The sequence below is a fragment of the Pseudomonas sp. NPDC089569 genome (assembly GCF_050280625.1).
Lineage (GTDB): Bacteria > Pseudomonadota > Gammaproteobacteria > Pseudomonadales > Pseudomonadaceae > Aquipseudomonas.
Genome location: NZ_JBNNVQ010000204.1, coordinates 1 through 3,783 on the forward strand (window position 1 = coordinate 1; position 3,783 = coordinate 3,783).

Annotated in this window: 5 protein-coding genes; 4 read left to right on the top strand and 1 reads right to left on the bottom strand. The window is 58.6% G+C overall.

Features of this window, described 5'->3' with window-relative positions:
- The first annotated feature begins 24 nt into the window (after positions 1–24).
- The 4 genes from rpmA (at position 25) to ACQKP2_RS32145 (ending at position 3,428) form a co-directional block, all read left to right on the top strand.
- Positions 25–282 carry a 50S ribosomal protein L27 gene (rpmA, locus tag ACQKP2_RS32130; protein WP_003281574.1) on the top strand — a complete coding sequence of 86 codons (258 nt, stop codon included), beginning with the start codon at positions 25–27 and terminating at the stop codon, positions 280–282.
- Between the two features lie 197 nt (positions 283–479).
- Positions 480–1,703: an Obg family GTPase CgtA gene (gene cgtA, locus ACQKP2_RS32135; protein WP_427582287.1), complete on the top strand. Its 1,224-nt coding sequence runs from the start codon at positions 480–482 to the stop codon at positions 1,701–1,703.
- A 126-nt stretch (positions 1,704–1,829) separates the two neighbouring features.
- A complete protein-coding gene (proB, locus tag ACQKP2_RS32140; protein ID WP_427582289.1) occupies positions 1,830–2,948 on the top strand; it encodes a glutamate 5-kinase in 1,119 nt (372 codons plus the stop codon).
- A gap of 12 nt (positions 2,949–2,960) precedes the next feature.
- Positions 2,961–3,428 carry a CreA family protein gene (locus tag ACQKP2_RS32145; protein ID WP_427582288.1) on the top strand — a complete coding sequence of 156 codons (468 nt, stop codon included), beginning with the start codon at positions 2,961–2,963 and terminating at the stop codon, positions 3,426–3,428.
- A gap of 176 nt (positions 3,429–3,604) precedes the next feature.
- Here ACQKP2_RS32145 and rpsT read toward each other — a convergent pair.
- The coding region (gene rpsT, locus ACQKP2_RS32150; protein ID WP_427582290.1) for a 30S ribosomal protein S20 at positions 3,605–3,783 on the bottom strand (179 nt) is incomplete at its 5' end.

Consider the following 3,783-nt stretch of genomic DNA (forward strand, 5'->3'; position numbering starts at 1 on the left):
AACGGCTGTCGGCCCAGGGAACTCATGGCACACAAAAAAGCTGGTGGTAGTACCCGTAACGGTCGCGACTCAGAAGCCAAACGACTTGGCGTGAAGATGTATGGCGGCCAGGCTATCAAAGCGGGCAACATCATCGTGCGTCAGCGCGGCACCCAATTCCACGCTGGCTACGGCGTAGGCATGGGTAAAGATCACACCCTCTTCGCTAAAGTCGAAGGCGTGATCAAGTTTGAAGTAAAAGGCGCCTTCGGTCGTCGTTACGTGAGCGTAGTCGCAGCTTAATTGTGCGATCGCTGGAAAAGCCCTGTCTCGCGACGGGGCTTTTTCGTTTGTGGGATGAGTCTCTTGCAAAGCTGTTTGTATGGGCTGTCGGCGCGCTGGATTGTGCAGTCGTTGATTGAGGTCGCTGCGCTCATTTTTGCAAGAGTCTTATATCTTGGTGTTTTTCGGCTCGTCCGTATGGCGAGAGGCGTTTTGTTATGAAGTTTGTTGATGAAGTATCGATTCGAGTAAAAGCGGGTGACGGCGGCAATGGCTGCATGAGTTTCCGGCGCGAAAAATTCATCGAAAACGGTGGTCCGAACGGTGGTGACGGCGGCGACGGCGGCTCGGTCTTCATGATCGCCGACGAAAACCTCAACACCCTGGTGGATTATCGCTATACCCGGCACTTCGATGCCGAGCGTGGTTCCAACGGTGGCAGCACCGACTGCACCGGCAAGAAAGGCGAGGACCTGGTGCTTCGCGTGCCGGTCGGTACGACTGTGATCGACTCCGCCACCCAGGAAGTGATCGGCGACCTGACCAAGGCCGGGCAAAAGCTGTTGGTGGCTCATGGCGGCTGGCACGGTCTGGGCAACACCCGCTTCAAATCCAGTACCAACCGTGCGCCACGCCAGACGACGCCGGGCAAGCCGGGTGAGCAGCGCGATCTCAAGCTGGAAATGAAAGTGCTGGCCGACGTTGGTCTGTTGGGCCTGCCGAATGCCGGTAAAAGTACCTTCATTCGTTCGGTGTCTGCCGCCAAGCCGAAAGTCGCCGACTATCCGTTCACTACGCTGGTGCCAAACCTCGGTGTGGTCAGCGTCGATCGCTGGAAAAGCTTCGTCATTGCGGACATTCCGGGCCTGATCGAAGGTGCGTCCGAGGGTGCGGGTCTGGGTATTCGCTTCCTCAAGCACTTGTCGCGGACCCGTCTGCTGCTGCACCTCGTCGACATGGCGCCGCTGGATGAAACCAGTGCGCCGGATGCCGCGGAAGTCATTGTCAATGAGTTGACCAAATTCAGTCCGTCCCTGGCTGAGCGTGATCGCTGGTTGATCCTGAACAAGTGCGATCAGATCCTGGAAGAAGAGCATGATGCTCGCGTCAAGGAAATCGTCGATCGCCTGGAGTGGACGGGGCCGGTGTACGTGATTTCGGCCATCGCCAAGCAGAACACCGAGCGTTTGTGCCATGACATCATGCGTTACCTGGAAGATCGTGCTGATCGTCTGGCGAATGATCCGGCTTACCAGGAAGAGCTGGCCGAGCTTGATCAGCGCATCGAAGACGAGGCTCGCGCCCAGCTGCAAGCGCTGGATGATCAGCGTGCCTTGCGTCGTAGTGGTGTGAAGTCGGTCCATGACATCGGTGACGATGATTGGGATGAAGAAGACGTGGATGACGAAGACGGTCCGGAAATCATTTACGTGCGTGACTGACTCGTTGCGATAAACTTAAGCGCCGCTCAATCGAGCGGCGTTTTGGTATCTGGAAATCGGGAATAGCCACGAATAACGTCACGGGCAGTGCCAGGTCGCGCTGCCCTCAAGCTAAGGTTGAAGATGATGCGGAGCAAGGTGACAGGTGCGCAGCGTTGGGTCGTGAAAATCGGCAGCGCTTTGCTGACGGCGGACGGCAAGGGGCTGGACCGCGCGGCAATGGGTGTCTGGGTGGAGCAGATGGTGGCCTTGCATGAGGCGGGTGTCGAGCTGGTGCTGGTGTCCTCCGGGGCGGTGGCGGCAGGCATGAGCCGTCTGGGCTGGACCGCGCGACCCAGTGCGATGCACGAGCTCCAGGCTGCTGCTGCGATCGGCCAGATGGGGTTGGTGCAGGCCTGGGAATCAAGCTTTGCTGAGCATGGCCGGCACACGGCGCAGATTCTCCTGACCCACGACGATCTGTCTGATCGCAAGCGCTACCTGAACGCTCGCAGCACCTTGCGCGCCTTGGTCGAGCTGAAGGTCATTCCGGTGATCAACGAGAATGACACTGTGGTAACCGACGAAATCCGTTTCGGTGACAACGATACCCTGGCAGCGTTGGTGGCCAACCTGGTCGAGGCGGATTTGCTGGTGATCCTGACGGATCGCGACGGCATGTTCGATGCCGATCCACGCAACAACCCGGATGCCCAGTTGATTTACGAGGCTCGTGCCGATGATCCGTCGCTTGATGCGGTGGCGGGTGGTACCGGTGGTGCGTTGGGGCGTGGCGGCATGCAGACCAAGTTGCGTGCTGCGCGTCTGGCGGCTCGTTCCGGTGCGCATACGATCATCGTTGGCGGGCGTCTTGAGCGTGTGCTGGATCGCCTCAAGGCGGGTGAGCGCATTGGCACCTTGCTCTCGCCTGAGCGTGGCATGCTGGCGGCGCGCAAGCAGTGGCTGGCCGGGCACCTGCAGACCCGTGGCACGCTGGTGCTGGATGCGGGGGCGGTAACGGCGTTGTCCGAGGGCAACAAAAGCCTGTTGCCGGTCGGGGTCAAGCTGGTTCAGGGCAGTTTCCGTCGTGGCGAGATGGTGGTGTGCGTGGCGCCGGACGGTCGAGAGATTGCGCGTGGCCTGGCCAACTACAGTGCGCTGGAGGCTCAAAAAATCATCGGTCAGTCGTCGGATGCGATAGTCGGTCTGTTGGGTTACATGGCGGAGCCGGAGCTGATTCATCGCGATAACCTGATTCTGGTCTGAAGGAATATCCGAATGCGCGTGGCAAAAGGACTGTTGGGGCTGCTGTTGGCAATGCCATTGCTGGTGTCGGCCGAGGAAATCGGCCAGGTGTCGACGGTGTTCAAGCTTGTCGGTCCGAACGACCGGATTGTCGTCGAGGCGTTTGATGATCCCAAGGTCGAGGGTGTGACTTGCTATCTGTCGCGTGCCAAGACGGGAGGTGTGAAGGGTGGTCTTGGGCTGGCCGAGGATCGTGCCGAGGCTTCCATTGCCTGTCGTCAGGTCGGGCCGATCAGTTTCAAGGGTGAGCTCAAGGATGGCGAGGAGGTGTTCAAGGAGCGCACCTCGCTGGTATTCAAGACCATGCAGGTGGTGCGCTTTCTCGACAAGAAGCGCAATACGCTTGTCTATCTGGTCTATAGCGATCGCTTGATCGAAGGGAGTCCGCAGAACGCGGTGACGGCCATTCCGATTTTGCCGTGGGCACCGGTTCAGCAGTAGAAGTAAAAGCTAATGTGGGAGCGAGCCTGCTCGCGATGGCGGGCCGGCATTCAGCGCATGCGTTGACTGAATATCCGCTATCGCGAGCAGGCTCGCTCCCACAGGTGTTGTGTGTTGACTAAATCGCGGGCAATAAAAAACCGACCCTGAGGTCGGTTTTTTTATGATCACGTCGATCAGGCAGCAGCTTTCAGCGCCTTGACGTGGCCATTCAGGCGGCTCTTGTGGCGAGCAGCCTTGTTCTTGTGGATGATGCCTTTATCGGCCATGCGGTCGATAACTGGCACAGCCAGAACGTAAGCAGCTTGAGCTTTTTCAGCGTCTTTTGAGTAGATGGCTTTAACTACATTCTTGA

What these genes read in the sequence shown, in the direction of transcription:
- cgtA (WP_427582287.1), top strand. Translation starts at nt 480, where the DNA reads ATGAAGTTTGTTGATGAAGTATCGATTCGAGTAAAAGCGGGTGACGGC.
- ACQKP2_RS32145 (WP_427582288.1), top strand. Translation starts at nt 2,961, where the DNA reads ATGCGCGTGGCAAAAGGACTGTTGGGGCTGCTGTTGGCAATGCCATTG.
- rpmA (WP_003281574.1), top strand. Translation starts at nt 25, where the DNA reads ATGGCACACAAAAAAGCTGGTGGTAGTACCCGTAACGGTCGCGACTCA.
- proB (WP_427582289.1), top strand. Translation starts at nt 1,830, where the DNA reads ATGCGGAGCAAGGTGACAGGTGCGCAGCGTTGGGTCGTGAAAATCGGC.